The organism is Providencia sp. PROV003, assembly GCF_045040775.1.
GTDB classification, from domain to species: Bacteria; Pseudomonadota; Gammaproteobacteria; order Enterobacterales; family Enterobacteriaceae; genus Providencia; species Providencia huashanensis.
In genome coordinates this window covers 3,109,767-3,127,926 of the sequence record NZ_CP096369.1, presented here as the reverse complement: position 1 = coordinate 3,127,926, position 18,160 = coordinate 3,109,767, and the positions used below count along the sequence as shown (strand labels likewise).

The window sequence follows — 18,160 nt, the reverse complement described above, 5'->3', positions numbered from 1 at the left end:
TTTTCTAAATTCATATCTTTATTAAGGCATTTTTAGCACCTAATTTACAGGATGGTTTAATATAATCACCTGACTAAAATTTATTTGGGCATATTATGAAGCTAAAAATTGTTGCTTTCTTGTTTTCTATTTACAGCTTAAATGCATTTGCACAGGGAGATAACTGGCAAAAGCAAACTTTACTCCATGAGGGGAAAAAAGTTGATTATTACGTTATTAAGCAACAAGCACTAAACTCAAATGATTTGTTAGTATTATTGCAAGGGTCTGATTGCATAAGCGTGACAAACAACCCTAATATGGTAAAAAATTTTGCTATCGCATTCCCTAATAATGATATTTTATTAGTTGAAAAAACAGGCTTGACTCGGCAAGTTGGTATTGATGGAAACCCAGTTTCGGAAGAAAATTGCCCCGTTGAATATATGTCCCAAGATTCCCCTTTAGAAAGGGCGGATAATTATATTTCGGTGTTACAGCAGCTAAAAAATGATTACCGGAATATTATTTTATTAGGAGGGAGCGAGGGGGCAACAGTCACTAATTTGATTGCGTCTAAAGTAGATTTTATAACTGCCTCCGTCGCTATTAACGTTGGAGGGCAATTTTTTATTAATGACGTTTTATACAGTATTAAGAATAATATCCCTGCCGACGAAGTCGATAATTCCATTGAGGGTTTTAAACAGTTTGCAGAAGCCGTCAAACAAAAGCAATTAAGAAAAGACCAGTTCGTGAGTGGTCATGGAGCCATGTGGTGGTATGAAATGTTAACCATTGATAATTTAAAATTAATTCAATCGATAAAAACGCCGCACTTAGTTATCCAAACTATGGCCGACACCAACGTTGATGCTTATGCTACGGAAAAAATGATACAAAAAAACCATAATACCAATGTGAGCTTTAAGCAATATCAAGGGTTAGACCATTTTTTCCAAGATAATAAAGGGCAATTACATACCAAGGAAATTATTAGGGATATTCAGAGTTGGTACCAAACAATCAATAACTAATCTTTTCCTATGATGAATAGTTACACCTTAATTTCTAAAGTGTAACTATTAGATTACTCAGCAATAAAACTGTAGTAATTGAATATAGGTTCGAAACCTAATTTCTTATAAATAGATAGCCCATCTGATGATGCTTCGAGTACACATTGCTCTATACCTTGCTGATGACAGAAGAAAAGAGCATGTTTAATTAATTGAGTCGCTAGCCCTTTGCCTTGGTATTGAACATCAGTTCCAATATCATCAAGACGAGCAGTTTTTTCATTTATAGTTAAGGTTAGAGTAGAAACGGGTTGTTGCTTATCAAATAAGACGAAATGCATCATATTTGTATTTTTATCCATAGCTCTTTGGTGATAACGAATGTATTCGTTAATGACGGTTGAATCGTTTTCCTCTCCTTCAGCTTCAATTGGGAAAGCTGTAATTAAAGGTTGTGCCCAATTAGTTAATTGTTCATTACAGGTTTCAATTCGGTAATCTGCGGCAAGCGGTAGTGCTATAGAATATTGAGATAATGATGCTTGAGGAAGAAACATGGCCGTTGATTCACCATCAGCAATTAAACTTAATTTGGCAATTTCAGATTTGACTTGATGAAGAGCTTGTTCATGAACGACTAGTACATAAGGTTTAGAGCGTTGCTTAAATAAATGTCGTGCATTTTCAAAGCCTGTAATAGTTGCGTCTTTATGTAAATAAATAAAATTAAAAACAGGCAGAGGAAGCTCAGAAAAATAAGCGATGACATGGTCGTCAATATGAGCGGTTTCTAAGCAAATTGCTGACCAAAAATGATTTTCTTGTTGGTAAAATAAACCTTCTTTGTTATTCATTGTAGACCCTGTGATTTATTACGGCTAGTTGCTTTTGGGTTACATTGTATATAATACAATTCAATCGCTATAGTGCTTGAGCCTCTGACAGCACGATTGGAACCATTGCATTTGCTGATGGATTTAAAAATTGGTTTTTATGATAAGGTATTTCACTGACAATATAAGGAGAATAATATGAAGAATGCAGCACCAGAGACCATCACGTTTTTTGAACGTTTACTGCCATTAGTCGTATCAGGAGAAAAAGTTATCACTATTCGTGATAAAAGCGAAAGCCATTATGTGCCAGGTAGTTTTGTTAAAGTATATGCATTAGAAACAAATAAATACTATACGGATATTGAAATTCTTTCGGTACAGCCTATCTCTTACGATGATATTTCTGAATACCATGCTCAGCAAGAAGCGATGACATTAGATACATTGAAAAAACTGATTAGAGAAATTTACCCAACAGAGCAATCTTTGTATGTTATTAGTTATAGGCTAATAAAATAGAGTTATTAATTATGAGTTAGAGTTGCTTACTATTTTAATCAAAAGCCTCTTTTGGTTGTAGCGAATACCATAGGCCATTTGCAAAAGAAATTTTTGTGATTTTTGCTGCCTCTGTTAGCTGGAGGAAGGGCATCGTTATAGGTAAAATGTTCACTAATAAATGTTAGCCCACTATTACATAGTGAGCTGGGTGAGGCTCATATAAAGTATCTTTGGTGTTTTAAAATAAACTGCTTTAATGAGGTTGGGGGCTTACCAGTGATGGTTTGGAAATTATCAAAAACAATACCTGTGCGATCTAACTTACCATTTGTAAAATCTACATAATGGTCATAGATACTTTTCATATAGGCAAGCTCTAGATTGTTATTTAGGGCATGTTGCCAAAATTCATCTGGGTTTTCTGCTTGATACTGAAAAGTTATACCTAATTGTTCTGTAATGAGTTCAGCAATCTGAGTGTAATTTTTATTTTCGTAACCAAGACGATAAATATGACCAGTATGTTTTTCAGGAGCAAGTAAACAATGTGCAGCTAATTCGGCAACATCTGCGCAATCAACCCAACTTAATACAGCATGGCCAAAATAAGAACGTAATATCCCTTTTTGTAAGTTATTATCCCCTTGGTATCCTAATAGATTTTGCATATAAGATTCAGGGCGAAGATGAGTATATTGCATTCCAGACCATTCAATATAACGCTCGATTAACTGATGCCAAGCCCAATGAGCAACTTGCGCATTATCATCGCCACAAGCACCTAAATGAACGATATATTTAACCCCTGATTTTTTTGCCGTATCAATAAAAATTTTACTTTGTACAAGCATATCAATGGTATAGCCAGTCATCATGAAAACAGAATCAATACCCTGCAAAGCATTTTCAATGGTTTCAGGCTTATCGTAATCCATGACAACGGTACGATAGCTGGTGTTAGTTATTTTGTTTGGAACCCTAATAGCTAAAACGACATCTTGGTATCCTTTTTCATGTAATGACTGGGTCAAATAACTACCGACTTGACCCGTAGCACCGGTGATGAGGATAGTATTTTTCATAAATATTCCTGATTAAATAAATTAAAGTGTTTTACTCATAATATATTCAAGTGTTTGCTGAGTTTTACTTTTGAATAACACTTCCTTCAGGATGTGTAATCCATTTGACTGATAAAGTTTGATGGCTCTCGCGTTGCTAGCCAAAACATCTAACCATAATGCTGTGCTGCCAGATTGTTTGGCAATATTTTCAATTAATCTGAAAACGATCATTCCATAACCTTTACCTGTGACGTCGGGTGAGAAATAGAGTTTGTTGAGTAATGTTCCTGATATTGAGGATTCAGGTATGGAAGATTGGTGAGTTAACTTAACTAACCCGATTGGAGAACTATTTTCTATTAGGTACCATTCAATATTTTGTTGGTTGATATCATTAATAATTTTAACTGGGCTATATTCTTGGTCTAAATAATCTAATAGCTCATCTTGATTATTCCATAAAGCAGCAAAATGGTGGCAATAGCTGTTGATACCTATATCACTAAGTATTGATGCATCTTGTTCAGTGGCTTTTCTCAGTGTAATAGAAACTTGAGTCATAAATATTATCTCCTGTATATCATCAGTTTATAGCAATATGCAGTGAGATAGCTACAGAGGTGAGGGGGAAGAGCATTTTTGGATATAAAGGATTATGCAAGCAAGATAAAAGGGCAGATAAGCCCTTTTGCACAAAGTAGGTTATTTAATTTTTTGGCTAATATCTGAATAAGCAAATAAGGCTTGAGCACCGCCAGTATGTATAAATAATACGGGGGTATTTTCGGTTGACGTTTCTAAGTAATGAATTAACCCAGCCATTGCTTTACCCGTATAAACGGGGTCTAACAAAATACCTTCTTGTTGAGCTAACAGTCTAATTGCCTCTAACCCTTGGCAATTTGGCATTCCATACATAGGCGCAAAAAAATCATCCCATAATTGGATTTCTGGTGTTTGAGTAAGCGCAAACATTTGCGCTAGCTCATTTTGTAGCTTCTCTACTTTAGGGGATTGGTCTTGTTGCTTTCTTGAAACGGTGACACCGATAACCTGGCTTTGAGATAATAATTCTTGTATCCCGATAGCGAGGCCAGCGTGGGTTCCCGCACTACCGGAAGCGACGATAATTTTATCGAATTCAATATGTTTTGGCTTTTGTTGCGCGATTTCAATAGCACATTGAATATACCCTAATGCACCTAATGCATTTGAACCGCCTACTGGAACAATATAGGTGTCTTTAAGCGCTAATGTTTCAATTAACGTTTCCATCTGTGACTGTGGGTCAGTTAATTCATCACACATGACGCAACGGGCGCCAAATAGATCAGTTAGTAATTTATTCCCATTATGCAGAAAATTAGGGTTATCACTTTGAATTGGGTTCTCTAATAATGCGACACACTCAAGACCGTACATTGCAGCAACAGCCGCGGTTTGCCTAACATGATTCGATTGTATCGCCCCTGCAGTTACGATGACTTTAGCCTTTTTTGCAAGGGCATCTGCCATCAAATATTCAAGCTTACGTAATTTATTACCTCCCATCGCTAAGGGGGTCATATCATCTCGCTTAATATAAATTTCACGATGAAATTTACGCGATAAATTGTTAAGCCGGTTAAGCGGAGTTGGTGCGTTGAGTAAATCTATTTTTGCATATTGGCTTAATTGTTGTTGAAGAGACATTTAAACTCCCAATAAATTAATAAGAGAAACCAAGGTAAAGGTAAATGGCGAGCACAATGCTGGCAGTGACTAATGCATATGGCATTTGAGTGCGGATATGCTCAATATGTTCACAGTCTGTTGCCATCGAAGCAACAATTGCATCGGCAGAAATTGGTGATGTCATATCACCAAAAATAGAGCCTGAAATTGCAGCGCCAATCATATACTCAACAGGCATTCCTACGGATAAACCTAATTGAACCCCAATGGGGATCATAATGGCAAATGTTCCCCAAGATGTTCCTGTCGCTAACGACATGATGGCACTGATAATAAAGATAAAACCAATAGAGAAACCTGGCGCCATAACGCCATGAGTGACTTCGGCAATATAGGCGCCAGTATTTAATTCAGCGGAAACATTCCCCATTAAGAACGCTAAGATCATAATAGAACTAATTTTCAGCATATTGGCATAGCCGATAAAGAGCTCTTTAAAGAAATCATCAATAGTTAGTAAGCGACGGCCAATAAACCAGCAGAAAGACACTGCTGTTCCAAACATAACTCCCCAATATACAGATGTTGAACCACTCCCTTTACTAAAGTCTCCATCTCCTGTGATATAAAGCGCAATAGGTACCATAAGCACAGTAGATAAAATGGGGATAAAAAAGTTTAATGAAGAATGTGCGTTTGGGTGATCAATAATTTCATCTTCGTCATTTTGCCCTTGGTGCTGAGAGATATTCCCTGAGGCAAAATCTTGTTGATATTTATCTTCTGCTTTTTTCATGGGGCCCCATGAAATATTAGTAAATACATAGAACAAGATTGTGATAATGGATAACCATGCCATCAAGTTATAACCAATAGAGGTAATTAAAATATCAAAAGGTTCGCCACTAATTAGGCCTTGAGATATTTGCACACCGATTAACCCCATAATGACTGCACCCCAGCCATTAATTATGGCTGATGAACACACCGAAACACAGGCTGTTTGAATGATGTAGGACATTTTTTCGGGAGCAACGCCATATTGCCTTGCTAAATTTTTAGTCGATGCTCCGGCGACGAGTTGGTTTATTGAACTTTCTATAAAGATAAGAGATGTGATGATTATCGCTAACAGTTGTGTGGCTGTACGGTTTTTAATTAATTTAGTTTTATTGGTGAGTAATTGAACTAGGGCACGAACACCACCAGTGACAACTACCAAGCGCATGATACCGCCTATCATTACCATAAAGACAATGGTGCGAGTATTACCTGCGGATGAAAAAGTATGAATAATCCCATCGACAGTGCCTTGAACACCTAAAAGTAGATTGTGGTCATGAATAACTGTAAAACCGACTAAAATCCCCAACATTAATGAAAGCATTACCTGGCGAGTTAATATAGCCAGAATAATGGTCACAATGGGAGTTATAATTGTCCAAATACCATAGTCCTGCATGTGTTTACCTGTGATCCTTTATAAAATAAAAATGTTATAACTTTATAATTATCGAAAAATCATAGCATTAATAACAACAGGGTAGAATAATTTTATGCAGTTTGAAAAACGTGGGGAACAGTAACCAATGAAAAGCAGCCATATTGAATTTATGGCTGCTTGGTGAGTAATAAACAATTATTGTAATGATAGCCATTCTTGGGCTGTAATTCGGCTAATATCTTCTGTTTTAGTTTCTGCAATGAGCTCAATATACTGTGGGGCGAGGGTTGAATGATATTTGAACCCACATTTCTCTTGGGCTATTTTAGATTGTTGATTGCCTTGAAAATACCCGCACCATAAATTATCTAATTTCAAGTCAACAAAGGCATGGCGCATGATTTCAGACATTGCTTCTGGGATCAAACCTTTTCCCCAAAATGGTACACCAATCCAATAACTCACTTCTGCATCATTATCACCAATCGGGAAATTACTTTCGTGGTTAAAGGATAGGCCAATTAAACCGATAGCTCGATTGTCATTTTTTAGCGTAACAGCATAGATCTCTTCACGCATAAAAATATTTTTTATAATTATTCGACTTTCTTCTTCATTTTGATGAGGGGGCCAACCAGCTATTGGGCCAATTCGTTTATCTTTTGCATAAAAATATAAATCACTTGCATCTGTTTCTTGCCAAGGGCGCAAAACTAACCTGTTGGTATTAAGTATCATCCTAAAGCTCCTTATCATGCCTATTTGATATTGGAGGCTATTTTAGGTATTTATGAAAAACAAAAAAGGGCAATACATCTCCAATTTGGGTACAAATGACAACTCATTTGCTATGATTTAAACAAATCGAAGGTGAAAGAGGAAAAGATGCTTCGTATAAAAAAACATCAAATTGAATTATTGGATGTGATTTGTTTGGGTAATACGAATATGGATGAAATGCAATTGACCCCAATAAGGCCATCTTATGTCACTGTATGTATATGCAGGCAAGGGGCAGCGGTATTTAATATTAACTTCAAACATTACACTGTTGGCAAAAGTGATATCATGGTGTTATATGATGATACTTTTGCGATGTTAAAGGCTAAATCACGCAATTTTCAGATTGAGTATCTATTGATTGAGAAAAAATTTGCAACTGAAATCGCTTATTCATTGCCAAACCAATTGTTTTCATTTTTTAATGAATATCCGATTATTACTATCCCAGCTGGGAAAAAAACAGTACTTGAAAGCTGGCGGCATATTTTATTTGAAATCGTATCAAGCCGTGGCGAATATTGGCAATTGCAATTAAAAAATCACCTACAAAATCTATTTTTAGAGATTAGCAATGGGGCTCAAAATAAACTAAATAAACCGATGGAAAGAAGCCGACAAGAACAGTTGTGTTGGCGCTTTTGGGATTTAATTACGACTCATTGCAAACAACATAAAGAGGTGAAGTTTTATGCGAATGAATTAGCAATTACCCCTTTTTATTTATCGAAAATCAGCCAAGCCTTTTTTAATGACCCACCTAAAGCATTGATTGATAGACAAGTTACTCTAGAAATTAAAGCATTATTAGAGGTTGGTGAATTATCTATTAAGCAAATAGCGAGTGAATTAAACTTCGAGGATACGTCCTATTTATGCCGTTATTTTAAACGCCATACGGGTATGACGTTAACAAGGTTTAAAAACGCATTACATAAAAAAGACAAGGTTGCTGAATAGAGGATTCAGGATTCAGGATTCAGGATTCAGGATTCAGGATTCAGGATTCAATTTTAGTTGAATATTTTTTTATAAACTCAATAAAACAGCGTAATCGAGGGGAAACGGTTTGGTTGCGATAATACACGGCATTAATGGGTTGCCGAGTCACCACAGTTTTACTTTCCAAAATTTGTAATAATTGCCCACTTTCAAGCGCATCCGCCGTAACAAAATCTGCTGAACATAAAATACCGGCCCCTTGAACAGCGAGGTGAAATAGGACCTCGCCACTTGCAGCTGCAATATTAGGCGTAACTTTCAACAATTTTTCATCGTTGGTTTTTATCGGCCATACATTCAAGGTATCAGGCTGTGTAAAGCCTAATATGCAGTGTTTATTTAGTTCATCAATATTTTGTGGTACGCCATACTGCTTTAAATAAGATGGGCTTGCGACTAACCGTTTTTGGCTATACCCAAGTAAGGTGGCGTTAAGGGAAGAGTCTTTAAGCGTACCAATACGGAAGGCAACATCAATCCGTTTTTCTAATAAATTTGTTATCCCTTCATAATTATGGATTTCAAGTTCAACTTGTGGGTAATGCTGATAAAACAAAGGGACTAATGGTGCAATAACATGAGTGAGAAACGGGGTTGATGCATCAATGCGTAATACGCCAGAGGGAATAGATTGGCGGGTAGATAGCATTTCTTCCGCTTCTTGAGTGAGGTTAACAATTTCTCGCGCTTTTCGCAAAAATGCAGCACCTTCATCACTGAGTTTTATTGAGCGTGTTGTGCGATATATTAAGGTAGTGTCCACTTTTTCTTCAAGCCTAAGTAATAGACGACTTGCAGTTGAGACAGTGACGTTTAACTGCTCAGCAGCAGCGGTAATTGAGCCACAATCGACAACACTAATAAAGGTTTGCAGTTCTTCAAATGTTATTTTCATTATTGCATTTCCGGCAAAAGTCATTTTCACCTTAACGCCTTTTTCATTGTGTTTCAATATGAAAGAATTCGGGTTATTAATCAGCACTCATAATGTATTTTAATAAGGGTTTTGAATGAGAATAAACACAGCATTATTGGCTTTGGCGATAGGTGCGTTTGCTATTGGAGCAACAGAGTTTTCACCGATGGGAATGTTACCTTATATCGCGCAAAATATTCAGGTAGACATACCATCAGTAGGTTCTATTGTAGTGATATATGCATTAGGGGTGATGATTGGTGCGCCAATCATGACATTACTTTTAGCAAATAGACGACCGAAAATGGCTTTAATATTTTTAATGTCAATATTCACTATAGGGAATCTATTATCTGCCATGTCACCTGATTTAGTGACGCTGTCACTTTCTCGTTTTATTACCAGCTTAAACCATGGCGCATTTTTTGGGTTAGGCGCAATGGTGGCCGCTAGTGTAGTACCAACGGGTAAACAAGCCAGTGCAATAGCAGCGATGTTTATGGGGCTAACAATAGCGAATATTGGTGGTGTACCATTAATGACTAAATTAACTCAAATGATAGGCTGGCGTCAGGCATTTTATTTGATTTCTGCTTTAGGTATATTGACGATTATTAGCTTGGTTTTGGCATTACCTAGCCATCTGACGGGTAAAAAAGTGAATGTGAAAAGCGAATTAGCTATTCTGCGACGACCTCAGGTATTGCTAGGGATGCTTTCAACAGTATTAGGTGCCAGTGCGATGTTTACACTTTATACCTATATAACCCCAATGTTAATGGAATTTATCCAAGCTTCAGATCAAATGATCACCATGATGTTAGTAATTATTGGTATTGGCTTTACCATTGGTAATTATATTGGAGGGCTGTTTGCTGATAAATCATTGTTTGGTACCTTAATTGTATTTTTTATTATGTTAGCGTCCAGTATGGCTATATTTCCATTTATCGCGGTAAATTCAATCGGGGCTGGTGCTGGTTTATTATTTTGGAGTATTTTTAGTTTTGGTATTGTACCACCAATCCAAATGCTTGTTATGAATGCTGCGACGGGGGCACAAGCTTTAGCTTCTTCTGTTAACATTGGGGCTTTTAATTTAGGTAATGCGATTGGAGCCGCTATTGGGGGAGTTATATTATCTCATGGTTATAGCTATTCAATGATTAGCTTTATTGGGGCGTTAATTGCTGTTTTAGGCATCAGTGTTATTCTGGTTATTTCTCGCAGAAATGCTAATACAAAACTCGTAACGGAAGTGGCGTGTAGTTAGCCAGTAGCGATTGAATAATTAAAAAGCAAGGTTCGGAGTTTCTGTGCTAGCCCAATGTTGATAATTAACGCAATAATTCTAAAGTGGAATAGGGGTCATAGCGATGGTTAATATGTGGAAATCTCCAGAGCAACGTTGGCAAGCCGTAGTCGAACGTAATAAAAATGCAGATGGTCATTTTGTTTATGGTGTGAAAACATCATTAATTTATAACCATCCTTCTGCTGCGGGGCGTTTACCGAATAGAGATAATGTTGAGTTTTTCGATAATGAGCAACAAGCCATTAAGCAAGGTTATCGTCCCGGTAAACGTCAACGTACAGAAACGGCACAATTAAACCAATTTTATAAGGAAAAAATAGAAAAGGCCTGCCGTTACATTGAACAGCAAAACCGGCCGTTGACACTGACTGAACTTGCAGAATACGTTGGAATTAGCCGTTACCATTTTCATCGCTTATTTAAGGCGCACACAGGTTTAACGCCAAAAGCTTATGCAAACGGTCTGCGACACGAAAAATTACAAGGTCAACTTCAGCAACAAGAACGAATTACTGATGCTATCTATGATGCAGGATACCAATCAAACAGCCGCTTTTATGAAACGGCAATACAGCGGCTAGGAATGACCCCAAGCGCTTGGAAATCAGGAGGGGGTGGCAGCAAAATTTATTTTGCTCTCGCTGCTTGTTCATTAGGAACTGTATTGGTTGCTCAAAGCCCAATAGGTGTCTGTGCTATCTTACTGGGAGACGACCCTGAGCAGCTATTGAGAGACTTACAAGATAAGTTCCCTAAAGCTGATCTTATCGGAGGTGACGATAAGTTTGAAAAAGTGATTGCGAAAGTTTTGGGGTTTATTGAAGCACCCGAAATTGGTTTTGACCTACCATTAGATATTAGAGGTACTGCATTTCAGCAACGGGTATGGCATGCATTACGTGATATACCCGCTGGTAAAACAGTAAGTTATAGTGAGATAGCAGAAAAAATAGGCCAACCTAAAGCGGTTAGGGCAGTTGCGAGTGCTTGTGCTGCAAATATATTAGCTGTAGCGATACCTTGCCACCGCGTGGTCAGAAATAATGGTGACCTTTCCGGTTACCGCTGGGGAATAGATCGTAAACAAGCACTATTGTTAAAAGAATCTCAACGTAAATGATTTAAATAATAAGTCATTTAGTATTGGTCATCTTTTATGATGAGTTAACTAAAGCTTAATGTGAGTCGATGGTGTAAAAGACGCCCCCCAAAAAATTAATCAGTACTTTAAAATTAAAGTACTAATCGCTTAGCTTATCGTTCTACAGCCCATTAGCAGTCATGAGTAAAGTTGATTTAGGTTTATCTTTGGGAGCTTGTGATTATGAACAATTACATAGATTCAGCCTTATTATGTTTAGTGAACAACATATAGATAAGGTATAAAGCCGTAAAACTTGCTGTGTACCCGGTAAATATTAGCCAAAAAGTTTTCCAATCTACAATACCTTCAACTGTATTGAGTTCAATTGCCCAACCACAAAGCACTGCGCCTAAAAAAGTACCGAACCCATTAACTAAAGTCGTGAAAACGCCCTGTGCTGTGGAACGAAATTCAGGGGCGATTTCTTTTTCTAAAAATAGGGCTCCCGCAATATTGAAGAAATCAAATGCACAGCCATACACAACCATTGATAAGAAGAGGGCGATGGTGCCTATGGAGGTGAAGTCACCATAAGCAAATAATCCTAAGCGTAAAATCCATGCAATCATACTGAGCAATAGGATCGTTTCAATTTTAATTTTTTTCAGCAAAATAGGTAAAAGGAGAATAAAAATAATTTCAGAAAACTGTGATATTGATAAGAATATGGTTGGATACGCAGAGAAAACAGAACCCTTAGCCTCAGGAGCTAGAGCCATATCTTGCAAAAAAGGAACACCAAAGGTATTGGTTATTTGCAATACAGAACCGAGTAGCATAGCAAAAAATAGAAATACAGCGACTCTACCTTTTTTAAATAGCTGAATAATATTTTGGCAGCTAATTTTTTTATTTTTTGATGTATTAACTCTTTTAATCGATATAAAGAAAACAGAAAAAATACTTAAAACAATAGATGCAGCAGCACTGATATATAATTGATAAAAACTCATTTCAAGTTTTAATAGACTAATAGTCCACATAGCGACAATAAAGCCAACTGTGCCATAGACTCGTATTTTAGGGAAATAGATATCAGAGCTAAGCTTTTGCTCCTCTAACATTTCAAAAACAATACTGTTACAGATTGAAATTGTTGGCATATAAAACATTAGGTGGATTAATGTCATAATGAACAGTAGGGTTATTGAATGACTATGAGCCATCGCTAGTAAGAATAAAGCAGAAATAAAATGAGAAGCGATATAAACTAGTTTACGGTTATTAATTTTATCTGCAATAAACCCTATGATAACTGGTGAGCATAGAGCGGATATCCCTAATGCACTGAATATTAACCCAATTTCACCACCTTTAAAGTGTAGGGTGTTGAAAAGATAGGACGCAAATGTAACTAACCAAGATCCCCATATAAAAAATTGTAAAAATGAAACTATCTTTAATCGAGTTGTTATATTCATATTTATACATCCTTGCCTAGTCTAAATATACTTTCATGTAATTGTTAAATTAATCACTTACACAAATTCATTTAATAATCATGTATACAAGCATCTATTGGTTATTTCTTGCATATTATAAAATATAATTTTGGGCTTTTTTTTGATGTAAAAGCGGCTTATTATAAATTAAATATTACATTGTTACTTTTATAAGCATTATTACATACTCACCGAAATGTTAATAATTTGTATTTAAAAAGAGGGTTGTTTAGGTAATTAAATATAAGAAATAGTTAACCATAAGGTTAAACTAAAAGTTGCATTAGCCTCGTAATTAGTGTTAAATTAGATGAAACCTACCTAATTACTAACCTAGAATACCCCATTTCACTCACCTCAAACTATGTGACTTTAGCCGAGTTGCGTTCATTTTGACATCTTATAGCCCAAAATCTAATTTCTTCGATTCATTAAATTTAGACTCAATTTATTAAATCTAAAACTCAAATCATATTAATTACTTCACTCGTAAGGGGATACTATGACCTCTAATCGTAATGTATTATTTTTATCTGCTGTTATTGTATATCTAGTTGGGACTACAGAATTTATGTTGTCCTCAATAATGTCGCCACTAGCACTGGCATTTGAAGTTTCGTCTGAACAAATTCCTTGGCTGATATCGTCCTATGCATTGGCATATACACTCACAGCACCTCTAATTGGTTACCTTTCTGACCGAATAGATAAGCGAAAAATTTTACTCACTGCAATATTGTTATTATCACTAGATAGTTTGGCGATTATTTTTTCGCCTAATTTTTCGGTTGCTGTAATTTTCCGCGTTATAGGGGGAGTGGCATCAGCGGCATTAGTTCCCGTTATTTTTTCCCTTATAGCCGATGTGATAAAAAGAGAAAAACAAGCAGCCGCGATGGGGAGTGTCATGATGGGAATGACCGTTGGCATTGTGACTGGGCCAATGTTAGCGGGTATTTTAGTTCAATATTTTGCGTGGTATTCGCCTTTTATATTAACGAGTTTATGTGGCTTATTCGCATTTTCTATATCATGGTTTATCTTGCCGAGTTCTAAAAAAAACCATACCTATCCCCACTCATTGAGCTGCTTAATACAAGCAAATATTTTACGTTTGATCATAGCAAAGGGATTATGGAACGGGGTTTCAGTTAGTATCTTTTTATTGTCAGGGGAAATTATAAGACAAAGAACTGCATTAGAAACAGCTGAGATTGGTATCATTATGGGGTTATTTGGTATTGGCTTGTTCATTGGTAATGCTTTGGTTGCGAAAATAGCAAAATATAAACTACAGGATGCGGCTAAACTAATCCTAATTTTATTAGGAATATTGGTTGCTTTAGTGTTATTTATTACAGGAAAATTACCCTTAGTTGGTGATTGTATCTGCTTGTTATTTATAGGGGTAGCATTAGGGGTGGCTTCACCGGTCAGTACCTCGTTATTGGCTAAAGAGAGTACTAAAAATAAAGGATTAGTATTATCTGTTTCAGAAAGCATAAATAATTTAGCTTTATTAATTACAATACCTGCATTTTCACTGCTGGTGACTGAAAATAATCTCTCAACTTTAGTACTTTCAGTCATCTTAATAATTAGTAGCGCAATTTTTCTCGTTATGGCTACGCTAAATTTACGGGTCAGGAAAAATAGGCGTTACCGTTAATGATGGAGCACTAACGGTAACGCACTATACGGTGCGTAATAATTGTTTTTTGCGTAGTCGCATCCCGTTTAACATGGATAACCATGCCAGAAAGGTAATAAACATGAGAATAATAAAAATGAAATGTGGCTGAAGCTCAGTAAGAACAACACCAGTTAACATAGGGTTAAATGCACCGCCCAATAGTCCAAGGGATTGGGCTGAAAAATAACTCGCTTTCATGCCTTCCGGTGCAATACTGTCAATTAACATATATTCTCCTGGGGCATAAATTAATTCACCTAATGTAAAAATAAAAGCGCCTGCCGCCCAGAGGTATAAATTTTCATGTGCATTCATAAAAGTTGCTAAGCCTAAAATAAAGAATAAGCTGCCTAAGGTCATTAATTTTTTTAGGTTATCCGGGGTGATACGCTTCCCTACGGTGTATTGTAATGTAACGACCACGACTGCATTCACAGGTAAAATTACCCCAATAACAACCTGAGCAAAATCACTGCTTGCCACAGTAATTGCATATTGCGAAATCCAAGTGGTAAAAGTACCAAAAACCAATGAACCCAAAAATGTGGATAAAATAAACCATGCTAAGACTTGATCACTTAGCATACTCAGTGGGTTCCATTTACGTATGTTTCCGTTTTCTAATGGCGTTGGTTTTATGCTTTGTACAAAACGTTGTATAAAAAATATTGGTAGAGCAGCTGATATAGCGGCTAAATAGAATGGTAAGTTAATACTGTACATTAATAACCAAGTACCAATGGGGGGGCCAATAGTCCAACCGATATTGATAAAGGTATAATTTAAGGAAAATATCTTTGCCTTTAAAGAGACTGTGAGTGTATCCGCAAAATAGGCTTTTAAGACCGTAGAAAACACAGAATATGAGCAGTTAATAAGAGAAAAGAACGCGATAACTAAAATAGCATTATTTACTGTGGGGATAGCGATAAACCCCAAAATAAAAGCTAACACAGCAAATAACATGCAGCGTTTCTTATCAACCCGGTCAGCAAGCATACCAAAGCCCATACTGAATAAAACACCTATAACCATTGCCAGTGACATGGCTATACCGACAATATCAATTGCCATTTGGTATTCTCGAGTTAGGTAAATTGCCATGAAGGGCAATGTTGCGCCACGTCCTATCGTTAAGAGTAGTGACGATGCAAGTAATGCGCTGTTTGATATATTAAATTTAGAAAGCATTGGCTCACAACCTAACTCATAATTGTTGTTAAAATTTTGTATAAAAGGGTCTGTAAGCTATAAAATACATAAATTTAGAGCAGTGAGAAATGGGGAATAATGCTCTGAATCGAAAACAATATTTTGCTAATGCTAATCTACCATTCACAATTAAAAATCTGGTAATTAAAGCGCCCTTATATCTAATTAAACGTTATATGCTAGATAGATAAATATGAGTAACTTAGGCTAATTATGGCCGATGTAGTTTTATAGGTATGGATGCAAACAAATGGGCGTTCAATCAAGGTAAATGATTAACCTAATTATGATTAATAATGGCTTTAGCGAGTTTGATGGGGGGTGGTATTACAGTGGTTCACTGATTAAAAATCTCCCCTCCAAATAACCGATAAACCTAGATTGAGTCAATCTATAAGGTTAGGTGGTTAGCGCAAAGAAAATCATGTAATACAGGTTTGGACATACCTGAAATTACAATTAAGTAGGTGATTATTTTGTTTATTAGAAATAATCACCTATCAATGCAAATGTGGTCAAGAAAACATTAACGGGCTTCATTAAAAAGGTTGAAGGTACAACCTTTACATAGCCGTTATAAGGCTGCGGTATACACTCGGCGGCTAACGTCCAAAGTAATATCTTGGTGTTCACCCAGCTTGACCATATCATGTGCTTTTAGACTGTTGACTAATGGCTCAATGACATCTTGGGTAAGCTGGTAATCACTAAAGCGTGTGCCTACTTGCATTTTTTCAAAAAACGCTCTTGTCAGCTCAATAGCTTTGATGGCTTTCTCTGATTGAGAACCAGCGGTAACCCCCCACACATTTTCTGCGTACTGGGCTAATTTTTCCTGTTTTTGTGGTAGTTTTTCGAGCAGCATTGAAGGAAGTACGATAGCTAATGTTTGTGCATGGTCTAAACCATATAACACTGTAATTTCATGGCCTAACATGTGGGTAGACCAATCTTGCGGTACGCCAACCCCAATCAACCCATTTAATGCTAATGTTGCAACCCACATTAAATTAGCGCGAATATCATAGTCATGAGGTGTTTCAAGTGCTTTAGGACCAATGTCTATTAACGTTTTTAGTAAACCTTCAGCAAATGAGTCTTGTACTTTAGCATTAACAGGGTAGGTTAAATATTGCTCAACAATATGTACAAAGGCATCAACAACACCATTACTGACTTGTCGAGGAGGTAAGGTAAATGTTTTTACAGGGTCAAGAATCGAGAACTGAGGAAAAACATAATCGCTCATAAATGCTAACTTTGAGTGTAATTCTTCCCTTGTAATGACGGAGCCTTTGTTCATTTCTGAACCTGTTGCTGGTAATGTCAAAACGGTACCAAAAGGTAAAGCTGTTTTGATTGTAGAGCCTCTGTTGGTAACAACTTCCCACTTATCACCAGGGTAGTTAACCGCTGCTGCCACAAATTTAACACCGTCAATGACAGACCCACCACCAACGGCAAGTAAAAAATCAAAGCCTTCTTTCTCTATTTTATCAACGGCCTTAATTAACGTTTCATAACGAGGGTTAGCTTCAATTCCACCAAACAGATCAAATTGACGCGTGCCTAATGCTTGCTCAACTTCATTCAATGTACCTGTCCTTCGGGCGCTTTCGCCACCAAACAGGATGAGAACTTTTGCATTTTGTGGAATGAGCCTGTCAAGTTCAGCGATTTTATCTTTACCAAAAACGATGCGTGTTGGGTTATAAAATTCGAAGTTATTCATAGATAAACCTTAGCCTTAAAAGTGGGTGGACTTGGTTTTTGTTAACTAATCAAGTTTAGCGCCTAAATGTATTAGATACAAATTATATAGCTATGGTAGTGATATATAACCAGCATATAATTTTGACTTGTATGATATATGGGGTGTTTAGCTAATACACTTGCAGGGATGCGTATACAAGATGAAATCAGTAGTTTTGGTCGTAAAAGTATTGCGCTAATACAAGCTGGCTGGGACCCAGTCATGCACGTTGAAAAGTTATATGAGAAATGCACTGTTAGCAGCACCAATAAACTAGTACTGTATAAGTTATTATTGCTAAAAAAACATAAAGTTTTTAACTATAAATGAGTTCCCGCCTACTAGGTGATTGAAATAGTTAAATCTTTATGTTTTTTGACATATTA

17 protein-coding genes are annotated in these 18,160 nt (G+C 36.5%); 7 read left to right on the top strand and 10 right to left on the bottom strand.

The genetic code is table 11. The annotated features are described in order from the left end of the window. The first annotated feature begins 95 nt into the window (after positions 1–95). Positions 96–1,016: a S9 family peptidase gene (locus M1F14_RS14295; protein WP_181469300.1), complete on the top strand. Its 921-nt coding sequence runs from the start codon at positions 96–98 to the stop codon at positions 1,014–1,016. A 53-nt stretch (positions 1,017–1,069) separates the two neighbouring features. On the opposite strand, the gene M1F14_RS14290 is transcribed toward M1F14_RS14295, so the two are convergent. Next, the gene (locus tag M1F14_RS14290) at positions 1,070–1,852 is read right to left on the bottom strand and encodes a GNAT family N-acetyltransferase (protein ID WP_071548082.1); all 783 of its coding nucleotides are present in this window, start codon (positions 1,850–1,852) and stop codon (positions 1,070–1,072) included. Positions 1,853–2,029: 177 nt separating this feature from the next. Here M1F14_RS14290 and yqfB point away from each other — a divergent pair, with 177 nt between their 5' ends. Further along, a complete protein-coding gene (yqfB, locus tag M1F14_RS14285) occupies positions 2,030–2,353 on the top strand; it encodes a N(4)-acetylcytidine aminohydrolase (protein ID WP_181469301.1) in 324 nt (107 codons plus the stop codon). A 197-nt stretch (positions 2,354–2,550) separates the two neighbouring features. On the opposite strand, the gene M1F14_RS14280 is transcribed toward yqfB, so the two are convergent. The 5 genes from M1F14_RS14280 to M1F14_RS14260 form a co-directional block, all read right to left on the bottom strand. After that, positions 2,551–3,417 (bottom strand): SDR family oxidoreductase, encoded by an 867-nt coding sequence (locus tag M1F14_RS14280; RefSeq protein WP_042843788.1) that lies wholly within the window; start codon positions 3,415–3,417, stop codon positions 2,551–2,553. A 21-nt stretch (positions 3,418–3,438) separates the two neighbouring features. Further along, positions 3,439–3,960: a GNAT family N-acetyltransferase gene (locus tag M1F14_RS14275; protein WP_181469302.1), complete on the bottom strand. Its 522-nt coding sequence runs from the start codon at positions 3,958–3,960 to the stop codon at positions 3,439–3,441. A gap of 141 nt (positions 3,961–4,101) precedes the next feature. Next, positions 4,102–5,091: a D-cysteine desulfhydrase gene (locus M1F14_RS14270; protein WP_071548084.1), complete on the bottom strand. Its 990-nt coding sequence runs from the start codon at positions 5,089–5,091 to the stop codon at positions 4,102–4,104. A 16-nt stretch (positions 5,092–5,107) separates the two neighbouring features. Then, the gene (locus M1F14_RS14265; protein WP_048607201.1) at positions 5,108–6,535 is read right to left on the bottom strand and encodes a Na+/H+ antiporter NhaC family protein; all 1,428 of its coding nucleotides are present in this window, start codon (positions 6,533–6,535) and stop codon (positions 5,108–5,110) included. Positions 6,536–6,712: 177 nt separating this feature from the next. Next, a complete protein-coding gene (locus tag M1F14_RS14260) occupies positions 6,713–7,255 on the bottom strand; it encodes a GNAT family N-acetyltransferase (protein WP_042843782.1) in 543 nt (180 codons plus the stop codon). Between the two features lie 147 nt (positions 7,256–7,402). Here M1F14_RS14260 and M1F14_RS14255 point away from each other — a divergent pair, with 147 nt between their 5' ends. Then, on the top strand, positions 7,403–8,257 hold the full coding sequence (locus M1F14_RS14255) for an AraC family transcriptional regulator (RefSeq protein ID WP_166684932.1): 855 nt from the start codon (positions 7,403–7,405) through the stop codon (positions 8,255–8,257). A gap of 40 nt (positions 8,258–8,297) precedes the next feature. Here M1F14_RS14255 and M1F14_RS14250 read toward each other — a convergent pair whose 3' ends face one another. After that, positions 8,298–9,194, bottom strand: a complete 897-nt coding sequence (locus M1F14_RS14250; protein WP_048607211.1) for a LysR family transcriptional regulator — start codon at positions 9,192–9,194, stop codon at positions 8,298–8,300. A 115-nt stretch (positions 9,195–9,309) separates the two neighbouring features. Here M1F14_RS14250 and M1F14_RS14245 point away from each other — a divergent pair, with 115 nt between their 5' ends. Both M1F14_RS14245 and ada read left to right on the top strand, forming a co-directional pair. Beyond that, positions 9,310–10,488: an MFS transporter gene (locus M1F14_RS14245; RefSeq protein WP_181469303.1), complete on the top strand. Its 1,179-nt coding sequence runs from the start codon at positions 9,310–9,312 to the stop codon at positions 10,486–10,488. Positions 10,489–10,591: 103 nt separating this feature from the next. After that, positions 10,592–11,650 carry a bifunctional DNA-binding transcriptional regulator/O6-methylguanine-DNA methyltransferase Ada gene (ada, locus tag M1F14_RS14240; protein ID WP_048607206.1) on the top strand — a complete coding sequence of 353 codons (1,059 nt, stop codon included), beginning with the start codon at positions 10,592–10,594 and terminating at the stop codon, positions 11,648–11,650. A 212-nt stretch (positions 11,651–11,862) separates the two neighbouring features. Here the strand turns inward: ada and M1F14_RS14235 are convergent, their stop codons facing one another. Then, positions 11,863–13,095 carry an MFS transporter gene (locus M1F14_RS14235; protein ID WP_129465910.1) on the bottom strand — a complete coding sequence of 411 codons (1,233 nt, stop codon included), beginning with the start codon at positions 13,093–13,095 and terminating at the stop codon, positions 11,863–11,865. A gap of 523 nt (positions 13,096–13,618) precedes the next feature. On the opposite strand from M1F14_RS14235, the gene M1F14_RS14230 reads away from it, so the two are divergent. After that, a complete protein-coding gene (locus M1F14_RS14230) occupies positions 13,619–14,785 on the top strand; it encodes an MFS transporter (protein ID WP_181469304.1) in 1,167 nt (388 codons plus the stop codon). Between the two features lie 24 nt (positions 14,786–14,809). On the opposite strand, the gene M1F14_RS14225 is transcribed toward M1F14_RS14230, so the two are convergent. Both M1F14_RS14225 and M1F14_RS14220 read right to left on the bottom strand, forming a co-directional pair. Continuing rightward, positions 14,810–16,000 (bottom strand): MFS transporter, encoded by a 1,191-nt coding sequence (locus M1F14_RS14225; RefSeq protein ID WP_105881025.1) that lies wholly within the window; start codon positions 15,998–16,000, stop codon positions 14,810–14,812. A gap of 595 nt (positions 16,001–16,595) precedes the next feature. After that, entirely contained in the window at positions 16,596–17,753 is a 1,158-nt protein-coding gene (locus M1F14_RS14220) for an iron-containing alcohol dehydrogenase (RefSeq protein ID WP_071548089.1), read from the bottom strand. Positions 17,754–17,891: 138 nt separating this feature from the next. Here M1F14_RS14220 and M1F14_RS14215 point away from each other — a divergent pair, with 138 nt between their 5' ends. Further along, complete coding sequence (locus tag M1F14_RS14215; protein WP_181469305.1) at positions 17,892–18,104, top strand: hypothetical protein; 213 nt, start codon at positions 17,892–17,894, stop codon at positions 18,102–18,104. Positions 18,105–18,160 lie beyond the last annotated feature (56 nt).